The organism is Microbacterium sp. (assembly GCF_051953575.1).
Taxonomy (GTDB): domain Bacteria; phylum Actinomycetota; class Actinomycetes; order Actinomycetales; family Microbacteriaceae; genus Microbacterium.
In genome coordinates this window covers 1-17,672 of the sequence record NZ_JBQCIP010000052.1, presented here as the reverse complement: position 1 = coordinate 17,672, position 17,672 = coordinate 1, and the positions used below count along the sequence as shown (strand labels likewise).

The window sequence follows — 17,672 nt, the reverse complement described above, 5'->3', positions numbered from 1 at the left end:
CGGCGAGGTGTCGCCGTTCGAGGACGGCGACAACGCCACCGAGATCGGCGGCGTCCCCGGACCGTGGCTTCTGCGCCTGCCGCACTTCCGCCTGGACGCGCAGCCCTCGTTCGGCGACGAGATCCAGACGGAGTACTTCGTCGACCGGGCCGATGCCGCCGCGGCGCTGGACGCCGTGCGCGCCCTGGCCGAAGGCATCCGTCCCCACCTCATCTGGACCGAGCTGCGCACCGCCGCCGCCGACGGGCTCTGGCTGAGCCCCGCGTACGGCCGCGACACGGCGATCATCCACTTCACCTGGTACAACCACCCCGACGACGTCGCGGCCGCGGTCGCGCGCATCGAGGCGGCGCTCGAGCCCTTCGGCGCCCGTCCGCACTGGGGCAAGGTGCATGGCTTCGACCGTGCCGCGATCGAGCGCGTGCACCCGCGTCTCGCCGACGCGCGCGCCGTCTTCGAGCGCCTCGACCCGGAGGGCCGGTTCGTCAACGCCCACCTCGAGCGCGTGGGCGTGCGCGAGGCGCGCTGACAGCTTCGGGCGAGGGATGCCGGCGGCCGCGCCGCCGGCATCCCTCTCCGGATGGCGTCAGTCTCCGACCCGGATCGCGCGGACGGCCATGAACTGACGGCCGGGCAGCTCGACGCGCAGCGTCGCCCGGTGGGTGCCGGGCACGCGGTCGACGGTCATGTTCCACGTGTCGATGACGTCGACGGTCCATTCGCCGTCGGGGAGCACGAGGTTGCGGAAGCGGGGCCGGTTGAAGCCGAAGTAGCCGACGCGGTGGGTGTCGGTGCCGCCCCACGGCACGTCCCAGTCCGACGGCAGCGGGTCCCACACGCCGTCGGGCGCTCCGGACTGCAGCTGCTCGAGAAAGCGGATGCGGTCGGGCGACGTGCCGTGCAGCATCCCTCCCTTCGACCACCACAGCACCTCGTCATCGCGGCCGTGCGCCGAGGGCAGGTAGGTCTCGCCGTGGCCCACGTACCCGCCGCGCACCGCGCCCTCCCAGAAGCGGCGCACCATCTCTTCGCCGGTGATGTTGCCCCAGCCCTGGTCGATGTCGCCCTCGTACGCGCATTCGTCGATCACGACGGGCTTGCCCCACCGCTCACGCCATTCGTCGGTGTTCTCGGCGGTGCGGTACACGTCGACGCGCTGGATGCTGACGTGCGTGATCCACGGTCGCGAGTAGTCGTAGAACGGACGGCAGTTGTGGATCGAGTTGAGGTGGCCGAAGGGGTCCTCCTCGCCGACGACCGCCGCGAGCCGCTCCCAGTCGGCGCCGCTCTTCGACCACAGCAGGTCGTACTCGTTGGCCATCGACCACCACACGTTCGAGAACGCGGCGAGGCGGCGCACGACGTAGCGCAGGTAACGCTCGTCGACGGCCGGGCCGAGGTCCGCGAAGCCCCATCGGTCGTATGCGTGGAAGAGGATCAGGTCGGCCTCGATGCCGAGCGCGCCCAGCTGCACGATGCGCTGCTCGAGACGCCGGAAGTGCGCGGGGTCGAACCGCTCCAGGTCGAAGCCGTCCGCGAGCGATCCGGGGAACACGAAGTCCGCCGGCTCGTTCGCGTTGAAGAGGTACGACTTGGGGAACACGCACATCCGGATCTTGGTGAACGGCGCCGCGGCGAGCGTCTGCAGCGTCTGCTCCTGCAGCTCGTCGCCCTGGTGCGTCCACGCATACGCCGTCGTGCCGAGTGGAAGGTGCCGGGTGCCGTCGGCGTGACGGAAGTGGAACCCGTCGACCCGCACCGGACCGTGCGCCCCCTCGCGGGCCGCTGTCACGACGCCGGTGCCCGACAGGCCGTCGAGCGAGCGCGCCGTCGAGCGGGTGACGAAGCGCCACTCGCCCTCGGCGTCGGCCAGGGCGCGCACGACGTACACGCCGTCACCGTCGTAGAAGCCGCCGACCCGCACCTCGGTGCCGTCGGGCCGCGTGAACACGGCGTCGAGCTCGACGTCGACGAACGGGTTGCCGTGGCTCGGCCCCTCGACCCGGATCTCGAGCACATCCCACTGCGCGGTCGGCTGCGGAAGGACGAGGGATGCCGCACCCCGCGCCACCTCCTCGCCCTCGTACGCGGGGTCCGGCGCGATGGCAGGCGGGTACGGGACGCGGTCGTCGTCGCCGTCCTGGACGGCGGCGAGGGCCTCCCACAGCAGCTCCTGCGCGGCGGGGTCTTCGAGCGCGGGCACGAGCGCGACGAGCTGCCCGAGCCGCGCGCCGCGGAACTGCGCCGCCATGGGCGAGGCGGCGATGCCGGGCAGGTGGGTCTCGAGCACGGCGCGGCCGGCGGGGCTGTCGAGGGTGTCGCCGAAGGTGGAGGCGCGGTCGAACACGGGGTTCCTTCCGGTCGGTGTCAGAAGTGTGAGAAGAGGGGTGTCAGTCGTCGTCGCCTTCGGCGACCCAGCCCAGCACGGCGACGTCGCCCTGCACGGCGTACACGCCGATGACGCGACCAGTGAAGGACTCCGCCACCTCGGAGGACAGGAAGCGACCGTCGACCTGGGCGAGCTCGATGCGCTCGCCTCCGGCGGGGGTGAACCCGAGGTGGAACACGTCGCTCGTCGAGACCATGCGCCGGCCGGGGCCGGGGGTGACGGACTCGAGATGCAGGTCGACGACATCCCCCTGCAGGGGGCTGCTCCACTCCTGGCGGAGCCCGCTCAGGCACGCCCGCGCGGTGACGGCGCCCGCGCCCGCCTCGATCTCGAGGTGGAAGCCCTCGTCGTAGCGCACGGCCAGTCCGCCGACGCCGGCGCTCACGTCGACGCGCACGGTGACCGCGTTGTTCAGGTGCTCCTGACGGCGGCCGACGAACACCGGCCGCGAGTCGGAGAGGGTGGTGCCGTCGGCGTGCAGCACGAGCGCGCCGTCGCGCGCGTCGAGGTCGGCGATCTCGGCGGGCAGGCGGCGGATGCCGACCCATTCGGGGTCGAGCGGCTCGTCGGACGCGAACGCCACCTCGACGCGCGTGCCGGGGCGCGGGTTGCGCTCGACGGGAGCGATGGCGGGCCAGCCGTCGTGCCACGTCACGGGTGTGACGAAGGTCTCGCGGCCCAGCGCCGAGAACGCGCGCGTGCCGCTGCGGGGTCGGACGCCCAGCAGCACGCACAGCCATCGCCCGCCGGGGCCGAGGACGAGGTCGCCGTGCCCGGTGTTCTGGATCGGGCGCGGCGTGGACCGCGCCGAGACCAGCGGGTTTCCCGGAGCGCCGGTGAACGGGCCCTCGGGGGAGTCGCCGCGGGCGATCGAGATCGAGTGACCCCGCTCGGTGCCGCCCTCGGCGATCATGAGGTACCACGCGCCGTCGACCTCGTAGAGGTGCGGCGCCTCGGGGAACATCAGCCCCGTGCCGGACCACAGCGAGCGGGGCTCCTCGAGCGCCCGATGTGTCGCCAGATCCACCCGCACCTGCTGGATGCCCAGGTGCGCGGGCTGGTTGGGATTCAGCGCGCCGGTCAGCTGCAGGCCCGAGAAGGTGACGTAGCAGGTGCCGGCGGAGTCCCACGCGATGTCGGGGTCGATGCCCTCGACGGTGCCCGTGCCGTCGGCCTTGAGCAGCAGGTCGCCGTTACTCCACGGTCCCGCGGCGTCGGCGGCGGTGAAGTGCAGCATGCCGCGGCCCATCGCGTCGGTGATCACGAGGTGGAACACGCCGTCGTGGTGGCGGATCGTCGGCGCCCAGGCGCCGCCGCCCGTGGGCACGTCTTCGACGCCCAGCTGGCCGGGCCGCGTCGCGACGTGGCCGATGAGCTCCCAGGTCTCGAAGTCCGTCGAGCGGTGGATCGGGATGCCGGGCAGATACTCGAACGTCGACGTGGCGAGGTAGTACGCGCCGTCGACCTCGACGACGCTCGGGTCGGGGTGGAACCCGTTCAGCAGCGGGTTGTACAGCGTGGTCACGGGGATCTCCGGGAGTTAGGACAGGTCAGGACGAGAGCAGCGCACCGAGCTCGCGGGCCAGCGCCACCGCGCGAGGATCTGCGCCGCCAGGCCACGGGCCGCGGGCGATCGTCCACGCGAAGGCCACCCCCGAGTCCGGGTCGACGCAGGCCAGGGCGCCGAGGGCCCCGTCGTGGCCGAACGCGCGCGGGCCGCCGAAGGCGAGCTGTTGAGAGGGCTTCTGGAAGACGATCGCGTGCGCGCGGTCGTGCTGGTGCAGCACCTCGTCGTAGCCGCGGACCTGCTGCTGGCCGATCTGCTCGACGGTGTCGGCGCTGAGGAACGGCGCGGCGCCGTCGACGCCCGTGACCGCCGCCGCCAGCAGCCTGGCAAGACCCCTCGCGGTGCCGGTGCCCGAACCCGCCGGGTGTCCGTAGCGCCAGCTCACCTCGTCGTTGCCGATGTCGACCGGGTCGCCGCCCATCGCGAAGACGACCGGGCCGAGCGCCGAGAACGAGGGTGCCGAAGCGTCCGACACCGGGCGGATCATCGGGAGCACCGGCACGCGGCGGTGATCCTCGGCCGCGGGCAGGCCGAGGTGGAAGTCGACGCCGTGCGGCACGCGGATCTCGGTCTCGTAGAACTCGTGCAGCGTGCGGCCGGTCACGCGGAACACCAGCTCGGCGGCCAGGTTGCCGATCGTGATGGCGTGATAGCCGAAGGCGCTGCCCGGGAACCAGAACGGGGCGCTCTCTGCCAGCCGTCGCGCGGCGGCGTGGTGGTCGAGCAGCTCGTCCCATCGCAGCGGCGGCGTGGCCTGGGGCAGCCCCGCCTGGTGCGACAGCAGTTGGCGCACCGTCAGGCGGAGCTTGCCCTTGGCGGCGAACTCGGGCCAGTAGTGCGACACCCGTTCGTCGAGGTCGAGTTCGCCTCGCTCGACAAGCAGACCGATCGACAGGCCGATCGTGTTCTTGGTCACCGAGTACGGCACCATGACGGAGTCCTCGGCGAGGTGCGGTCCGCCCCACGCGTCGAGCACGGGCACGCCGCGGTGGAAGGCGGCGACCTGGAACGACAGATCGGGGTCGGCGGCGAGGGAGACGTCGAGGCGCGCGACGATGTCGTCGAGGCGCTCGTCGGCGGTGCCCCGCAGGTGCGGGGTGGTGAGCAGGGCGACGGTCATTCGGAGGCTCCTTCGGAGTGCCATGCCAGTGCGAGCGGCAGGTCGGCCACCGACCCGCCGATACGCAGTGTGTACTCGCCGGGCTCGACGACCCACTCGCCGGCCCAGTGCGCGAGGCGCCGCGGCGGCACCGGGACCGTCGCGGTGACGCTCTGGCCGGCGTCCGCACGCACGGTGGCGAACCCGACGAGCCAGCGCGCCGGACGCTCCACCGTCGAATCGGCGCGCTCGGCGTAGACCTGCACGACCTGCTTGCCCGCTCGTTCGCCGATGTTCTCGAGCGTGACCTCGACCGTGTCGCCCATCCGCTGCGCCGCGCCCCACGCCCACGTCGTGTACCCGAGGCCGTGGCCGAACGGGAAGGCGGGGGCCGGGGCATCCACGTCCCGCAGCCACGCGCGGTAGCCGATGTGCAGCCCCTCGCGGTAGTCGAGGCGGCCGCCCTGCGGCGTGACGTCCGTCACCGGGACATCGGCGAGCGACGCCGGCCACGTCGTCGGGAGACGTCCGCCGGGCTCCGCGGCGCCCGTGAGCACATCGGCGATCGCGTGGCCGAACTCCTGGCCGCCGAAGTAGCCCTGCACGACGGCGCCGACCTCGCCCGCCCACGGCAGCACGACCGGGGAGCCGGCGTTGACGACGACGATCGTGGGCGTGCCGGTGGCGACGACGGCGCGCACGAGGTCGTCCTGGCGGCCAGGAAGATCCAGGCTCGTCCGGTCGTAGCCCTCGGACTCGACCTTCGAGTTCGTGCCGACCACGACGACGGCGATGTCGGACGCCGCGGCCTCCGCCGCGGCGCGCGCGATGAGCTCGTCGGGGTCGGTGCGCTCGGGCGCGATGCCGAGGGTCGCGCTGAGCGCGCCCGACAGTGCGCCGACGTCGGCGCGGGCGAACTCGACCCGCAGCGCGGTCGGCCGCCCGGCCTCGACGTGCACGGTCGCGGTGATCGACGGCGGGTTGAGGAACGCGGCGCCGAGGTCGGTGCCCTCGATGACGGGGGAGTCGTCGAGCACGAGCACGTCGTCCACGAACAGGCGGCCCGGGTTGGCGCCGGCGAATCCGAGCTCGATGTCGCCGGTCTCGGACGGCGTGTAGACGGTCTCGTAGACGACCGTCGCGCTCGCCGCGATGGGCGCGTCGCCGCCGAACCACACCAGCGCCGTCGAGCGGCGGTTCTCGGCGAACAGCTCGGTGCCGTCGGCGTCGAAGAACGCGACGCGCAGGCCGGCCTCGCCCGTGGCGGGGTTGGTGAGCTGATCGAGGGGGATCTCGGACACGCCCTCCTGCACCACCGCGCCGAGCGCGAAGCGCACGTCGGCATCGGGGAGAGCCGAGCGGAATGCGTCCAGCGGCGACACGACGGCTTCGGGGATCACCGTGGCGCTCCCGCCCCCCTGCGTGCGCGCCTCCCGGGCGTTCTGGCCGATGACCGCCACGCGGTCGAGCGCCGCGGGCACGAGCGGCAGCACGCCGTCGTTGCGCAGCAGCACCGTGCCCTCGATCGCCGCCGCGCGAGCGAAGGCGGATCCGTCGAGGTCGGCCGGCGTCAGCGGCACCGATTCGCCGAGGGCGCCCACGCGCTCGGCGAGCAGCAGCAGCCGCAGCACCTTGCGGTCGAGGTCGGCCTCCGCCAGACGTCCGTCGCGGACCGCGTCGGCCAGGCCCGCCCACGCGGGCGCCGGCCCGGGCATCGCGAGATCCTGCGACGCCGCAACGGAATTGAGCGAGCGCACCGCCGTCCAGTCGCTGATGACGGCGCCGTCGAAGCCCCACTCGCTGTTGAGCGGCGTCTCGAGCAGGTCGTTCTCGGTCATCGTGACGCCGTCGACGGCGTTGTAGGCGCTCATGATCGTCCAGGCGCCGGCCTGCGCGACCGCGCGCTCGAAGGGCGCCAGGTACAGCTCGCGCAGCGCCCGTTCGTCCACGCGGACGTCGACGGTGAAGCGGTCGGTCTCGGAGTCGTTGGCCACGTAGTGCTTGGGACAGGCGGCGACCCCGTTGTCCTGCAGGCCGCGCACGTAGGCGGTGGCGAGCTCCGAGGTCAGCTCCGGGTCCTCGCTGAAGCACTCGAAGTGCCGGCCGCCCAGCGGCGAGCGGTGCAGGTTGATCGTCGGTCCGAGCACGACGTCCACGCCCTTGCGACGGGCCTCGGATGCCGCGGCCGCCCCGTACCGGTACGCGAGATCGACGTCCCACGACGCTGCGAGTGCGGAGCCCGACGGCAGGTTCAACGACGGCTCGCGCTCGTCCCACCGCGGACCGCGGACGCCGGCCGGACCGTCCGACAGCGTCATGGCACGGAGCCCGATCTCGGGCAGCGGCACGGTGGTCCAGAAGTCCGCGCCCTGCACGAGGGAGGCCTTCTGCTCCAGCGTGAGGCGCTCCAGCAGCGGCACGAGGTGCCGCACGGCGGCGGGGTGTACGGCGGTGTCGGTCATGGGGGTCTTCCGTCTCAGAGGGGCGTTCGTATCGGATGCCGCGACCCGCCACCCACGGGACGGGCCGGGTCGCGGCATCCGGTCTGTCAAGCGGCGCTGACGGCCGCCTCGGCGTCGAGGAGGACGCGACGGGCGATGCGTCGCTCCTCCTGCTTGTCGGGATCCGGCACCGGCGCGGCCATGAACAGGCGCTGCGTGTACGGGTGCTCGGGGTGCGCCGTGACCTGATCGGCGTCGCCGGTCTCGACGATCTCGCCCCGGTACATCACGGCCACCCGATGGCTGATGTGGCGCACCACCGCGAGGTCGTGCGTCACGAACAGGTACGCGACGCCGGTGCGGTCCTGAATCTCGATGAACAGGTCGAGCACGCGGGCCTGCGTCGAGAGGTCGAGGGCCGACACGGGCTCGTCGCACACGATGAGCCGGGGCTGCTGGGCGAGCGCCCGCGCGATCGCGACGCGCTGCCGCTGCCCGCCCGATAACTCGCGCGGCAGCCGCCCGCGGGCGTCCGCCGGCAGGCCGACCTGGTCGAGCAGATCGCGCACGCGCGTCTTCGCCTCGGCGGATGCCACTCCCGCCGCCGTCAGCGGCTCGGTGAGGATCTGCTCCACGGTCATCGACGGGTTCAGCGACGAGTACGGGTCCTGGAACACGACCTGGATCTCGGAGCTGAGGCTGCGGCGCTCGCCGCGCCCCAGTCGGGAGATGTCGCGGCCGTCGTAGTTGATCGTCCCCTCTGTGACCGGCGCGAGCCCGAGCGCCGCCCGGCCGAGCGTGGTCTTGCCCGAGCCGGACTCGCCGACCAGTCCCACCGTCTCTCCGGGGAGGATGTCGAGCGAGACGCCCTTCAGCGCCCGGAACGGCTCGGCGCGGAAGCCCTTGCCGGGGTATTCGACCACGAGGTCCTTGACCTCCAACAGCGGCGCGCTCATGCTTGCGCTCCCTTCGCGACGACCGGGGATCCGGCCAGCGGGCCGCGGGCGGGACCCTCGTCGAGGATCGCCTCCAGCAGCGACTTGGTGTACGGATGCTGCGCGTCGTGGAAGATCGCACGCACGGGACCCTGCTCGACGAACAGACCGCTCTGCATGACCGTCACGCGGTCGCACAGGTCCGCGACGACGCCGAAGTTGTGCGTGACCAGGAGCATCGCCATGTGACGTTCGGCCTGCAGGTCGCGCAGCAGATCGAGCACCTCGGCCTGCACCGTCACGTCGAGGGCCGTGGTCGGCTCGTCGGCGATGATGAGGTCGGGGTCGGTCGAGACCGCACCGGCGATCAGCACGCGCTGCGCCATGCCGCCCGACACCTCGAACGGGTACGCGTCGAAGGTGCGCTTCGGGTTCGGGATGCCGACGCGGGCGAGCAGGTCGAGCGAACGCTGCGTGGCGTCCTTCTTCGACAGCCCGAGCGTCTTGCGCAGCGGCTCGACGAGCTGGCTGCCGATGGTGAACGACGGATCGAGGTTCGACATCGGCTCCTGCGGGATGTACCCGATGCGCGTGCCGCGGATGCCGGCGTACGTGCGGTCGGAGGCGTCGGCGAGCTCGGTGCCCTCGTAGCGGATCGAGCCCGAGGTCACGTGCCCACCGCGGGGGAGGAGCCCCAGCACCGCGAACGCGGTCTGGCTCTTGCCCGAGCCCGATTCGCCGATGAGGCCGTGCACCTCGCCCTTGCGGATGTCGAGCGACACCCCGTGGACCACCTCGATGTGCGAGCCGTCGGGCTGGTCGTAGCCGACGTGCAGGTCGCGCACCTCGAGCACCTTCTCGGTCGCCTTGCTGCGCGCGTCGTCCTGGTGGACGATGACGCCGGCGCTCTCGTAGATCGGCTGCTCGTCGAGGTCGACGATGTCGCCGCCGCCGAGCGCGACCGAGGTCGTCACCGCGGCCACCGAGCCCGTCGCCGTCGCGACGGCGCGGCGCCGCTTGCGGCGCACCGACACCGTGCGCTCCAGCTCGTCGCGCATGACGTTCGCGAGGAGCGTCAGCGCGATGCACGTCAGCGCGATCGCCAGCGACGGCCAGAGCATCAGAAGAGGCTCCTTGTAGATGTTCTTGAAGCCGTCGTTGAGCATCTGGCCCCACGTGGGGACCGCGACGTCGCCGAGTCCCAGGAACTCCAGACCGGACTGGATCGCGATGGCGATGCCCGCGATGATCGCGGACTGGATGATGATCGGCGCCCGTACGACCGACAGCACGTGCCGGCCGATGATCCGCGTGTCGCTGAGGCCCGACACCCGGGCCGCGTCCACGTACAGCTCGGACCTCACCGCGGTCACAGACGCGTACACCAGCCGGTAGAACGCCGGGGCGAGCAGGATGCCGAAGATGAACATCGAGATCCACACCGACGGGCCGAGCACGGCGCGCGCGGCCAGCAGCACCACGATGCCGGGGAGGGCCATGTTCAGCTCGGTCACCCACGTGGCCGTGCTGTTGAACCACCCCTGGTAGTAGCCGGCGATCAGACCGCTGATCACGCCGAGCACGAGGGCGACCACGAGCGCGAGCAGGGCCGCGGCAACCGTGGTCTGCGTCGCCGCCAGCAGCCGCGAGAACACGTCGCGACCGCTGCCGTCGGTGCCGAGCAGGTGCGCTGCGCTCGGCGGCGCGAGCACGTTGCGGATGTCGGCGTAGTTCGGATCCTGCGGGGCGATCGCCGGGCCGATGATGGCGATGATCGCGAGCAGGACGAGGAAGAGCAGCGAGGCGAGGCCGAGCGGCCGGCGCAGCAGGCGCCGCCAGAGAGAGACGCGCACCGGCGCGACCGGCACGTCGAGGGGGACGTCGATGGCGGTCATGAGAGTCGCACCTTCGGGTTCAGCGCCGCCTGGGCGAGGTCGATGAGGAGGTTGACGATGACGACGATGATCGCGAACGTGATCACCACGCCCATCACGACGGGGATGTCGCCGAGCGTCGTCGCGCGCACCGTGAGCTGCCCCATCCCGGGGATCGCGAACACCTGCTCGACGATGACGGCGCCGCCCAGGAGGCCGATGAACTGCACGGCCAGCACCGCGAGCGCGGGCCCGCCGGCGTTGCGCAGCACGTGGCGGTACACGACCGACGCCGTGCTGATGCCGCGTGAGCGGAGGGTGCGGACGTAGTCACGCGACATCGCGTCGATGACCGAGCCGCGCACCTGCTGGGCGACCGTGGCGATCGCGCCGATCGAGAGGGCGATGATCGGCAGGGTCACGGACGAGAGCCAGCCGGCGAACGACGTCGAGATGGGGATGTACCCGGTCGCCTTGAACCAGCCGAGGTTGATCGCGAAGACGAGCACGAGCCCGAGTGCGATGAGGAAGCCGGGGATGGCGAAGCCGACCAGCGAGAGCACCTGGACCGAGCCGTCCACCCAGCCGCCGCGACGCGCGGCGAGCACGCCCAGCACGACGGCGAGGATCGCCGACACCAGGGTGGCGCCGATCACGATCGAGAGGGTGACCGCCAGGCGGTTGGTGACGCTGACCGACACGAGCTCGCCGGTGAACCAGCTGCGGCCGAGATCGCCCGTGAGAGCGGAGGTGAGCCAGCTCCAGTACTGCTGCAGGAGCGGCTGGTTGAGACCGAGCTGCTCGGTCTTCTTGGCGACGGTCTCGGCGGTCGCGTTCTCGCCCAGGATGCGGCGGGCGATGTCGCCGCCGCCCATGTAGAGGAGCACGAACGCGAGGAACGAGATCACCGCGATGAGCACGACGCCCGACAGCAGTCGCCGGAGGATGAATGCAAGCATGACGTTTCCCGTGGGTGGTGTCGCCCCGCCCCGCGCGCGGATGTGCGCGGGGCGGGGCGAGGTCTCAGTTCTTCGGCGAGAAGTCGAAGATCGACGGGTAGGCGTTGGTGGGCCAGAACTCGAGGTTCGTGTTCGCGTCGGTCGCGAACGTGCCCTGCACCCGGAAGAACGGCGCGAACCAGGCGTTGTCGACGATCCAGGCGTTGAGGTCCTTCGTCGCCTGCTCGGCCTCGTCCTTCGTGCCCGTCTGGATGGTGCTGATGTACTCGTCGACCTGCGGGTCCTGCGAGTGGAACGGGTTGAACGTCGCGCCCGGGGCGATCATGAAGTTGATCAGCTGCCAGTCGGGGTTCTGCTCCAGCGCCATCCACGTCGCCGGGTACTTCGGTGCGAGCATGTCGGTGATGAAGTTCCCGGTGCCGGGGTCGGTGTAGTTCACGGTGATCCCGATGTCGGCGAGCTGCTGGGCCACCAGATCGAACGTCGTCTGGAACGCCGGGGTCGACATCATGTTGAGCGTGAAGCCGTCCGGGTAGCCCGCCTCGGCCAGGAGCTTCTTGGCGCCCTCGGGGTCGTACTCGTACGTGCTGTCGAGCGACTCGTCGTAGCCCACCGAGGTCGCCGGGAACACCTGTTCGGTGACCGTGCCGTAGCCGGCCTGCAGCGCCTTCAGCAGCGCCTCGCGGTCGAAGGCCATGTTGATGGCCTTGCGCACGTTGACGTCGGCGAGCTCGGGCGCCATTGCGCCGTCACGGTCGAACAGGAGCAGGCCCTGGAAGTCGAGCTCGTTGGACTCGATGGTCCAGCCCGAGGCCTCGATCTCGGGGATCGTGTCGTTGTTGACGATCTTGGCGCCGTTGGCCTCGCCGGCCTTCAGGGCGTTGAGCGTCGCCGTCGGGTCGTCGATGACGTTGATGGTGAGGTTGTCGTACTTGACGGCATCCGGGTTCCAGTAGTCGGGGTTGGCCGTGTACACGTACGTCGTGCCGGTCACGCTCGCCGTGGTGTCGAGCACGTAGGGGCCCGAGCCGACCGGCTCGGTGGCCGAATCGGGGTCGTCGAAGCTCGACGGCGCCTGGATGAGGCCGGGGGCGATCGACAGAAGGTTGATGAGCGAGGGATCGGGCGCGGACTGCGTGATGGTCACGGTGGTGGCGTCGACGGCGGCGAACTCCTTGCCGGCGAACGTCGCGGCCTGCGGCGAGGTGCCGTCGCGGAAGCGCTCGAGGCTCGCGACGACGGCGTCGGCGTCGAGCTTGGTGCCGTCGGTGAACTCGACGTCGTCGCGGAGCGTGAGGGTCAGCACGGTGTTGTCGTCGTTGTACTCCCACTTGGTCGCGAGCCACGGTTCGATCTCGCCCGAGGAGTTCTTCTGCAGCAGCGTGTCGAACACCGCCTGGAAGAACGGGCTGCGGTTGCCGTACTCGGCGCCCGCGCCGATGTCGTAGCTCGTCGGGGCGACGATCGCCGTGAGCGTCAGCCGATCTGCGCGACCGGAGTCGCCCGAGCCCGACCCGCCGTCACCGCCGCCGGCGCAGCCGGTCAGGGCGAGCGCGGCGATCGCGATGGTGGCTGCTGTGGCCTTCCAACGGAACATCCTTGGTCCCTTCCTAGGTGGCGATGCCCCTGTGGATCGCCTGCTGGCCGATGACGCTAACAGCAATTACGAGCGAGCACTAGGTTTTTGAAACAAAAAGCTAGCGACTACTAGGAATTCGTTATAGAACGGAGAGGAAGGACCCCGGCGCGCACGAAGGCTGTGTGGCGAGACGACCCGGGGATACGGTGAGACGATGACCGACACCACGACCGCCGTCACGCGGAAGGAGAACGCTCCCACGAAGGAGCGGAAGCCGCGCGGCGAGTACGCGAAGTCGAAGGAGACCCGCACGGCGATCCTCGACGCCGCCCTGGAGGTGTTCGCGCAGTCCGGATACCGGGCGGGGTCGCTCCGCGAGGTCGCCGAGCGCGTGGGGATGAGCGAGGCCGGTCTGCTGCACCACTTCCGCAGCAAGAGCGCGCTGCTGCTCGCGCTGCTCGACCACCGCGACGACCTGTCGCGCTCCCGCGTCGACTTCGACATGCCCGACGGTGTCGAGGCGCTGCGCGCGCTCGCCGAGCTCGCGCGCTTCAACGCGGACAACCCGGGCATCGTCGAGCTCTACTGCGTGCTGTCGGCCGAAGCCACCTCTCCCGACCATCCCGCCCACGAGTACTTCATCAACCGGTACGAGTACGTCCGCTCGAGCGTGAGGGGCTCCTTCGAGCGTGCGGCCGCCGCGGGACGCCTCATCGACGGCGTCGATCCCGCCCGGGCCGCGGTCGCCACGATCGCCCTGATGGACGGCCTCCAGGTGCAGTGGCTGCTCGACCGCACGTCCACCGACATGGCCGAGGCGATGCACGAGTGCTTCCGCAGTCTCATCCGCGGCTACGACCTCGTCGGGCTCGAGAACGTGCTCGACGTGCTGGACGCGAACTCCGCCGCGACCGCCGGCGGTCCCGCGGTGGCGGCATCCGGGACGCCGCGGCATTCCGCGGGCGAGGCGACGGAAGACGGCGCATGATCCGCGAGCCTTGGCTCGACGGCTGGACCGTCGGGCCGAAGCTGGGCGCGTTCGAGGCGGCCACGGCCGAGTCCGCCCCGCGGCCGGTCCGACTGCCGCACGACGCCGTCCGCGACCTGCCCCGCACGGCGACGAGCGACCAGGGCGTGCACACCGGCTACGTGCCCGGCGGCGTGTTCGAGTACGCCAAGACCTTCGATGTTCCCGAGTGGTGGCGCGGGCGGACTGTGCGTGTGGAGTTCGAGGGCGTGTACCGCGACGCCGCCGTCTTCCTCAACGGGGATGCCGTCGCGCACGAGCCGAACGGGTACAACGCGTTCGAGGCGGTCCTCGACCCGTACCTGCGCTACGGCGAGCTCAACCGGCTCACGGTGGAGGCCCGCGCACACCGTGACAGCCGGTGGTATTCCGGTGCGGGCATCTATCGCCCGGTGCATCTCGTCGTGGCCGATCCCGTGCACCTGCCGCTCGATGCCACCCGCGTGACGACCCCCGACGTCGACGCAGACCGCGCGGTCGTGCAGCTGGCCACGACGGTGCGCAACGGCTCGCGGCACACGCGGACGCTCCGCGTCGCATGGACGCTCGAAGGCCCGGACGGCGTCGGACTCGTCGCCGACTCGGTGCCGGTGACGGTCCTGCCGGGGTCCGACGCCATCGCCCGGGCCCGCCTCGCCGTCGAGGCGCCGGTGCTCTGGAGCGACGCCGCCCCCGCGCTTCACCTCGTGCGGACGATCCTCACCGATGAGCGCGGCGAGGACCTCGACCGGGATGCCGCCGCCTTCGGCATCCGCCGCATCCAGGTGGACCCCGAGCGAGGCCTGCGCATCAACGGCGTGCCCGTGAATCTGCGAGGCGCATGCGTGCACCACGACAGCGGCCCCCTGGGGGCCGCCACGTTCGCGGATGCCGAGGACCGCCGGGTGCGCCTGCTCAAGGAGGCCGGGTTCAACGCCCTCCGCAGCTCTCACAACCCGATGAGCCGTGCGATGCTCGACGCGTGCGACCGCCACGGCGTGTACGTCATGGACGAGCTCACCGACACCTGGACGCGGTCGAAGGTGGCGTTCGACGCCGCGCCCGGTTTCGCCGAGCGATGGCGGCACGACGTCGACGCGCTCGTCGCGAAGGATCTCAACCACCCGAGCGTCATCATGTACTCGATCGGCAATGAGATCCTCGAGCTCGCCTCGCCTGCCGGCGCCGCGTGGAGCCGGCGCCTCGCCGAGGCGGTCCGCGCGCGCGACGACACGCGCCTGGTGACGAACGGGATCAACGGCATCATCGCGAACCTCGACCGCATGGCCGAGATCGCGGCAGTTGATGGGGCGCAGGCCGACGAGGCATCCGATCCCAACACGATGATGGCGACGATGGGCGACACGATGGCGCGAGCGAACGCGTCCGAGCTCGTGGCCGCCTCGACCGAGGAGTCGGCCTCGGTGCTCGACGTCGTCGGATTCAACTACGCCGAGTCGCGGTACGAGCTCGATCGCGAGCTGTTCCCGCACCGCGTGATCGTGGGGTCCGAGACGTTCCCGTCGCGCATCGAGCGCATGTGGGAACTCGTCGAGCGGCTGCCGCATGTGATCGGCGACTTCACCTGGACGGGCTGGGACTACCTCGGCGAGGCCGGCATCGGCCGGGTCGACTACACCGACGAGCCCGGCTACACGCCCACGGGCACCGCCGGTCCGTACCCGCATCTGCTCGCCGGCTGCGGCGACCTCGACATCACGGGGCACCGCAGACCGGTGTCGTACTACCGCGAGATCGTGTTCGGGCTGCGCACCGACCCGTACATCGCCGTCCACCCGCCCCGCCATCACGGCCGTCCGACCGCGACGACGCCGTGGTCGTGGGACGACTCCGTGTCGTCATGGACGTGGGATGCCGCACCCGGCGCGCCGGTCACGGTCGACGTCTATGCGGCCGCCGACGAGATCGAGCTGCTGCGGGACGGGGTCTCGGTGGGCGTCGCGCGGGTCGGCGACGAGAAGGCGTTCCGCGCCCGGTTCGAGACCGCGTACCGGCCCGGCGAGCTGGTCGCGGTCGCACGGACGGACGGCCGGGAGGTGGGCCGCACCGGACTGCGCACGGCCGGCGAGCTCGCGCTGGTCGCCACGGCCGAGCGAGCCGACGTCGCGCCCGACGGCCTCGCGTTCGTGGGCATCTCGCTCGCGGACGCCGACGGTGTCGTGGCGTGCGACGCGGACGCGACGATCACGGTGACGGTCGACGGCGACGCGGAGCTCGCAGGGCTCGGCACGGGGCGCATCCGCACGGAGGAGTCGTTCGCCGGTCCCTCCGTCACCACGCACGCCGGGCGCGCGCTGGCGATCGTCCGGCCCACCGGTCCGGGGGTCGCGACGGTGCTCGTCACCGCCGAGGGCTACGCGCCCGTGCGGGTGCCGCTGACCTTCGGCGCGTGAGACGCCGCGATGCCGGCGGCCGCGGCCGCCGGCATCCTCTCGACTCGTGAGCGGTCGCCCCGTCAGCTCGCCTTCGCGGCGCGGGGGACGTCGTCGTCGGAGACCACGGGGATCGCGGTCGTGCCGGCGACCTCGTCGCTGAACTCCTCGGGGGTGACGATCGACAGCGGGCGCGTCTCGTCGAGGGTCAGCAGGAACCGCTTCTCTTCGTGACGGTGCAGGCGCCCCGACACGATGAGCCAGGTGGCGCCGATGCCGAAGGCGATGAGCGCCGCGACGGCGCCGACCATGATCGCGGTGCGCGGGCCGAACTGCGCGGCCACCCAGCCGACGATGGGCGCCCCGATGGGCGTGCCGCCCATGAGGATGGCGGTGTACAGGGCGAGCACTCGGCCGCGCAGGGCCGGATCCGTCGTCGTCTGCACATACCCGTTCGCCGTGGTCAGCATCGTCACGACCGAGAAGCCGGTGAACATGAGCGTCGCGGCATATGCCCAGTACGAGGGCATCAGCGCCGAGACCGACGAGGCGATCGTGAACATCAGGGTGCCGATGATGACGACCCGGATGCGGGCGCGGTCACGGCGGGCGGCGAGCAGGGCGCCGGCGAGCGACCCGATCGCGAGGATCGAGCTGAGCAGTCCGTACCCGTCCGCCTCGCGGCCGAACTCGAGCGCCATGGTCGACGCGAAGATCGGGAAGTTCATGCCGAACGCGCCCACGAGGAACACCATCGCGAAGGTGACCATGAGGTCGGGGCGGCGCCCGACGTACCGGAAGCCGTCGGCCAGTCTCGAGGCGCCGGAGCCCTTGACGCGGGGGATGAGCTCGTCGGTGCGGATCAGCATGAGTGCGACGATCATGGCGCAGAACGTGATGCCGTTCGCGAGGAACACCCACCCCGTCCCGATCGCGACGATGACGACACCGGCGACGGCCGGGCCGATCATGCGGGCGCCGTTGAACGAGGCCGCGTTGAGGGCGACGGCGTTCGAGGCGGTCTCGCGTGAGACGAGGTCCGAGACGAAGGCCTGGCGTGCCGGGTTGTCGAACGCGGACACGAGCCCCAACCCGAACGCGAAGGCGTACATGAGGGGGAGCGTCATGACTCCGACGAGGAGCAGGATGCCGATCACGACGCCGATCACGAGCAGCAGGCTCTGCGTCAGCAGCAGCAGCCGGCGACGGTCGAACTTGTCGGCGACCCAGCCGGTGACCCCGACGAGCAGCAGCGGCGGGGCGAACTGCAGCGCCATCGTGATGCCCATGGCTGCGGCGTCGTTGTCGGTGAGCTCGGTGAGCACCACCCAGCTGAGGGCGGTCGCCTGCATCCATGCGCCGATGTTCGACACCAGCGCGCCGATGAACCAGACCCGGTAGTTGAAGGCCGAGAACGACCGGAACATCGC

General features: G+C 71.3%; 12 protein-coding genes. 3 read left to right on the top strand and 9 right to left on the bottom strand.

The genetic code is table 11. The features are described from left to right. On the top strand, positions 1–529 hold a 529-nt coding region (locus ACTHNQ_RS04030), incomplete at its 5' end, for a D-arabinono-1,4-lactone oxidase (RefSeq protein WP_440331308.1). Positions 530–586: 57 nt separating this feature from the next. Here ACTHNQ_RS04030 and ACTHNQ_RS04025 read toward each other — a convergent pair. The 8 genes from ACTHNQ_RS04025 to ACTHNQ_RS03990 form a co-directional block, all read right to left on the bottom strand. Continuing rightward, a complete protein-coding gene (locus ACTHNQ_RS04025; RefSeq protein ID WP_440331306.1) occupies positions 587–2,347 on the bottom strand; it encodes a DUF5605 domain-containing protein in 1,761 nt (586 codons plus the stop codon). 43 nt (positions 2,348–2,390) lie between these two features. Next, positions 2,391–3,914 carry a family 43 glycosylhydrolase gene (locus ACTHNQ_RS04020; protein WP_440331304.1) on the bottom strand — a complete coding sequence of 508 codons (1,524 nt, stop codon included), beginning with the start codon at positions 3,912–3,914 and terminating at the stop codon, positions 2,391–2,393. Between the two features lie 25 nt (positions 3,915–3,939). After that, the gene (locus ACTHNQ_RS04015) at positions 3,940–5,076 is read right to left on the bottom strand and encodes a serine hydrolase domain-containing protein (protein ID WP_440331301.1); all 1,137 of its coding nucleotides are present in this window, start codon (positions 5,074–5,076) and stop codon (positions 3,940–3,942) included. Next, positions 5,073–7,517 (bottom strand): glycoside hydrolase family 3 protein, encoded by a 2,445-nt coding sequence (locus tag ACTHNQ_RS04010; protein ID WP_440331299.1) that lies wholly within the window; start codon positions 7,515–7,517, stop codon positions 5,073–5,075. The genes ACTHNQ_RS04015 and ACTHNQ_RS04010 overlap by 4 nt, the downstream gene beginning before the upstream one ends. Before the next feature lie 86 nt (positions 7,518–7,603). Next, entirely contained in the window at positions 7,604–8,452 is an 849-nt protein-coding gene (locus ACTHNQ_RS04005; protein ID WP_440331297.1) for an ATP-binding cassette domain-containing protein, read from the bottom strand. Further along, the gene (locus ACTHNQ_RS04000; protein ID WP_440331295.1) at positions 8,449–10,326 is read right to left on the bottom strand and encodes a dipeptide/oligopeptide/nickel ABC transporter permease/ATP-binding protein; all 1,878 of its coding nucleotides are present in this window, start codon (positions 10,324–10,326) and stop codon (positions 8,449–8,451) included. Before ACTHNQ_RS04000 ends, ACTHNQ_RS04005 begins: the two co-directional genes overlap by 4 nt. Continuing rightward, the gene (locus ACTHNQ_RS03995) at positions 10,323–11,264 is read right to left on the bottom strand and encodes an ABC transporter permease (RefSeq protein ID WP_440331293.1); all 942 of its coding nucleotides are present in this window, start codon (positions 11,262–11,264) and stop codon (positions 10,323–10,325) included. The genes ACTHNQ_RS04000 and ACTHNQ_RS03995 overlap by 4 nt, the downstream gene beginning before the upstream one ends. Positions 11,265–11,328: 64 nt before the next feature. Beyond that, positions 11,329–12,861, bottom strand: a complete 1,533-nt coding sequence (locus tag ACTHNQ_RS03990; RefSeq protein ID WP_440331291.1) for an ABC transporter substrate-binding protein — start codon at positions 12,859–12,861, stop codon at positions 11,329–11,331. 196 nt (positions 12,862–13,057) lie between these two features. On the opposite strand from ACTHNQ_RS03990, the gene ACTHNQ_RS03985 reads away from it, so the two are divergent. Both ACTHNQ_RS03985 and ACTHNQ_RS03980 read left to right on the top strand, forming a co-directional pair. Then, complete coding sequence (locus ACTHNQ_RS03985) at positions 13,058–13,831, top strand: TetR/AcrR family transcriptional regulator (protein WP_440331290.1); 774 nt, start codon at positions 13,058–13,060, stop codon at positions 13,829–13,831. Continuing rightward, a complete protein-coding gene (locus ACTHNQ_RS03980; protein ID WP_440331288.1) occupies positions 13,828–16,263 on the top strand; it encodes a glycoside hydrolase family 2 TIM barrel-domain containing protein in 2,436 nt (811 codons plus the stop codon). Before ACTHNQ_RS03985 ends, ACTHNQ_RS03980 begins: the two co-directional genes overlap by 4 nt. Positions 16,264–16,325: 62 nt before the next feature. On the opposite strand, the gene ACTHNQ_RS03975 is transcribed toward ACTHNQ_RS03980, so the two are convergent. Beyond that, the coding region (locus ACTHNQ_RS03975; RefSeq protein ID WP_440331286.1) for an MFS transporter at positions 16,326–17,672 on the bottom strand (1,347 nt) is incomplete at its 5' end.

What these genes read in the sequence shown, in the direction of transcription:
- ACTHNQ_RS04015 (WP_440331301.1), bottom strand. Translation starts at nt 5,076, where the DNA reads ATGACCGTCGCCCTGCTCACCACCCCGCACCTGCGGGGCACCGCCGAC.
- ACTHNQ_RS04010 (WP_440331299.1), bottom strand. Translation starts at nt 7,517, where the DNA reads ATGACCGACACCGCCGTACACCCCGCCGCCGTGCGGCACCTCGTGCCG.
- ACTHNQ_RS04005 (WP_440331297.1), bottom strand. Translation starts at nt 8,452, where the DNA reads ATGAGCGCGCCGCTGTTGGAGGTCAAGGACCTCGTGGTCGAATACCCC.
- ACTHNQ_RS04000 (WP_440331295.1), bottom strand. Translation starts at nt 10,326, where the DNA reads ATGACCGCCATCGACGTCCCCCTCGACGTGCCGGTCGCGCCGGTGCGC.
- ACTHNQ_RS03995 (WP_440331293.1), bottom strand. Translation starts at nt 11,264, where the DNA reads ATGCTTGCATTCATCCTCCGGCGACTGCTGTCGGGCGTCGTGCTCATC.
- ACTHNQ_RS03990 (WP_440331291.1), bottom strand. Translation starts at nt 12,861, where the DNA reads ATGTTCCGTTGGAAGGCCACAGCAGCCACCATCGCGATCGCCGCGCTC.
- ACTHNQ_RS03985 (WP_440331290.1), top strand. Translation starts at nt 13,058, where the DNA reads ATGACCGACACCACGACCGCCGTCACGCGGAAGGAGAACGCTCCCACG.
- ACTHNQ_RS03980 (WP_440331288.1), top strand. Translation starts at nt 13,828, where the DNA reads ATGATCCGCGAGCCTTGGCTCGACGGCTGGACCGTCGGGCCGAAGCTG.